Origin of the sequence: uncultured Pseudoalteromonas sp. (genome assembly GCF_963922945.1) — a bacterium.
Lineage (GTDB): Bacteria > Pseudomonadota > Gammaproteobacteria > Enterobacterales > Alteromonadaceae > Pseudoalteromonas.
In genome coordinates this window covers 1-3415 of the sequence record NZ_CAWUKC010000149.1, presented here as the reverse complement: position 1 = coordinate 3415, position 3415 = coordinate 1, and the positions used below count along the sequence as shown (strand labels likewise).

3 protein-coding genes are annotated in these 3415 nt (G+C 42.2%); 2 read left to right on the top strand and 1 reads right to left on the bottom strand.

The window, feature by feature from the left end; genetic code table 11:
* Positions 1-192: 192 nt before the first annotated feature.
* Complete coding sequence (locus AABI99_RS17710) at positions 193-720, bottom strand: sugar O-acetyltransferase (RefSeq protein WP_338367443.1); 528 nt, start codon at positions 718-720, stop codon at positions 193-195.
* Between the two features lie 153 nt (positions 721-873).
* Between AABI99_RS17710 and AABI99_RS17705 the strand changes: the two genes are divergently transcribed.
* Complete coding sequence (locus AABI99_RS17705; protein ID WP_338367442.1) at positions 874-1638, top strand: DeoR family transcriptional regulator; 765 nt, start codon at positions 874-876, stop codon at positions 1636-1638.
* Between the two features lie 46 nt (positions 1639-1684).
* A partial coding sequence (gene glmS / locus AABI99_RS17700; RefSeq protein ID WP_338367441.1) for a glutamine--fructose-6-phosphate transaminase (isomerizing) occupies positions 1685-3415 on the top strand: 1731 nt, incomplete at its 3' end.

Below are 3415 nucleotides of genomic sequence, written 5' to 3'. Positions count from 1 at the left end.
CGGGCTTGTTTACGTCTGTAGAAAAGTAATCGTGAGCCTTTTCTTCTCTAAAGCGTAGCGTCTCCTAAGCGCCTCTTTGTGAGCAGTGTTTTGGCTATTAAATGCATTGGCGGATGATAGTGCAATATTTCACTGTGGCTCTTCATCGTTGTCGGCACCACGATACTTTACTGCGTAGCGCGTCGATTATAATTATAGTACTCTTACCTCACGGGCAGGATTACCCGCAACAACCGTATTTGCCTCTACATTTGTGGTAACGACAGATCCCGCACCAATAACACTGTTAGCCCCAATCGACACTCCTGCCAAAATAATAACTCCTGCGCCAATCCACACGTTATTACCCACTGTGATGGGTGATGCAAAGTTTTCTTTATCGAGTCGCTGTGTAGGGTTAACAGCATGAGATACCGCCAAGAGTTGAACGTTAGGGCCAATTAAGCAGTCATCACCAATGCTGATTGCTCCTTCACTAATTGGAGCATCTAATACCGTACAGTTAATGTTTATAAAAGTTCGATCACCAATTATTATTTGCTTACCATAATCACAATGAAAACCTGACTCTATAATTACCCCTTCACCGCATTGAGCGAATCGCTCTTTAATGCGTTTTAAATTGCCTTTACTCGGGCTCTTATTAAAGAGTCGGCATATTTCGCCAGTTTGTTTACGTAGGGCTAAAAGCTCTTTGTTTAAGCTATTAAATGGCTGCATTATTATTTCTTTGTTTAGTTAAAAGCTGCTAAAGCTATTTTACCTTTATTATTACTTGTTGAAAGCTGCTTTATTTTTGCTCGTTCACTTGCCATTTAACTTGTTTCGTTTAAAATTGCGTATCTTTCGAAACGAAACTTAATATCTTACTTTATGACTAAACGAAACACACAGCAACGCCGTCATTTAATCCTTACTCAGGTAAATGAGCTAGGTGAAGTGGCTGTAGAAAAACTTGCTGAGCAGTTTCAAACATCTGAAGTAACCATTCGTAAAGATTTAACCGCGCTTGAAAAAAGTGGCCTGTTACTGCGCCGTTACGGTGGTGCTATTGCACTGCCTAAAGAAATTGTAAGTGACGAAATAGACTCTAAGCGCAAAGTCGCAATAGCTAAGGCAGCAGCTGCACTTATAAAAGATCATAACCGCATTATTATTGATAGCGGGCGTACTACGGCCGCGATGATCCCAGAGCTTGCAAATAAACGCGGGTTAGTTGTAATGACTAACGCGATTAAAGTGGCGAGCCGTTTATTAGCACTTGAGAACGAGCCAACACTTTTAATGACTGGTGGTACGTGGGATCCGCATTCTGAGTCGTTTCAGGGGCAAGTTGCCGAAAACGTATTATGCTCTTACGACTTTGATCAGCTATTTATTGGTGCAGACGGCATAGATGTAAAACGCGGCACTACGACCTTTAATGAGCTAGTTGGCTTAAGCCAAGTAATGGCAAAGGCCGCCCGCGAAGTAATCGTTATGGTTGAATCAGATAAGATTGGCCGAAAAATACCAAATTTAGAATTACCGTGGAAAATAGTAACCACTTTAATAACCGATACAGGCTTAGCAGATGATAAACGCAAAGCGATTGAGGCGTGTGGTGTAAAACTAATTTGTGCAGAGATTATTGATTAGTAACTACAAAGTGAGTTACTAGAATTAAAAAATTAATGGAGACACTATGTGTGGAATAGTTGGGGCAGTTGCAGAACGCCCAGTAAATAAAATTTTAGTTGAAGGCCTTAAACGTCTTGAATACCGTGGCTACGACTCTGCCGGTGTAGCACTTTTAGAAGGCTCTACACTAAATACTGTAAAAGCCGTAGGTAAAGTAGTAAACGTAGAAGCTGCACTTGATAAAGCAGGCGTAAGCGGCCATACAGGTATTGCACACACGCGCTGGGCAACACACGGTAGCGTTACAGAAGAAAACGCTCACCCGCATGTATCAAACAACCAACTAGCACTTGTGCATAACGGTATTATTGAAAACCACGCAAGCCTACGCGCATCGCTTAAAGAAGAAGGTTACGAGTTCCTATCTGAAACCGATACCGAAGTAATGGTGCACTTAATTCATAAGCTTCGTAAGCAACACACTACGTTACTTGCATCTGTTCAAGCAGCGGTTAAGCAGTTTGAAGGTGCGTTTGGTACCGTTGTATTTGATAAAGCGAACGACAACGAAATTATCGTAGCGCGCTCAGGTAGCCCACTTGTTATTGGTTTAGGCCTTGGCGAAAACTTTATTGCTTCTGATCAGTTAGCACTATTACCGGTTACTCGCAGCTTTATCTTTTTAGAAGAAGGTGATGTAGCGCGCATTACCCGTGACACTGTTGAAATTTTTGATGAAAATGGAAACGCAGTAGAACGTGAAGTGATTGAATCAAACATCACACAAGATGCTTCAGGCAAAGGCGACTACCGCCACTACATGCTAAAAGAAATCTACGAGCAACCACTTGCCGTACGTAATACCCTTGAAGGGCGTTTAAACGACGACCGCGTAGCGATAGATGCCTTTGGCGACAGCGCTCAACAAATATTTAAAGATGTAAAACACGTACAAATTATTGCCTGTGGTACGTCATACCATTCAGGTATGGTTGCCCGTTACTGGCTTGAGCAATTTGCAGGCGTTAGCTGTAATGTTGAGATTGCCTCTGAGTTTCGTTACCGCCAATCGTATGTACACGAAAACAGCCTACTTGTGACTATTTCACAATCGGGTGAAACAGCCGATACGTTAGCTGCATTACGCTTAGCTAAAGAGCAAGGTTATATGGCTTCAATGACCATTTGTAACGTACCAGGTTCATCACTTGTGCGCGAATCAGACCTTGCCTTTATGACTAAAGCCGGCGCTGAAATTGGTGTAGCTTCTACTAAAGCATTTACCACTCAATTAGTTGGTTTGTTAATGCTTACTGCGTCTATAGCGCAAGAAAAACAGCTTGAGCAAAGTGCTATTGTAAACGCAATTAAAGTACTTCCGACTAAGCTTGAAGAGGCATTATTGCTTGCTAATGGTATTGAAGACCTTGCAGAAGAGTTTGCCGATAAACACCACTCACTATTTTTAGGCCGTGGTTCGCAATACCCAATTGCAATGGAAGGTGCACTTAAACTTAAAGAAATTTCGTACATTCACGCAGAAGCCTACGCAGCAGGTGAGCTAAAACATGGCCCACTTGCACTTATTGATGCCGACATGCCAATTATTGTTGTAGCACCAAACAATGAGCTATTAGAAAAGCTTAAATCAAACGTAGAAGAAGTACGCGCACGTGGCGGCATTATTTACGTATTCGCAGATAAAGATTCGCACTTTGAGTCAGACGACACAATGCGCGTAATCAACGTAAACCACACTGACGACATTATTGCGCCAATTGTTTACACACTGCCA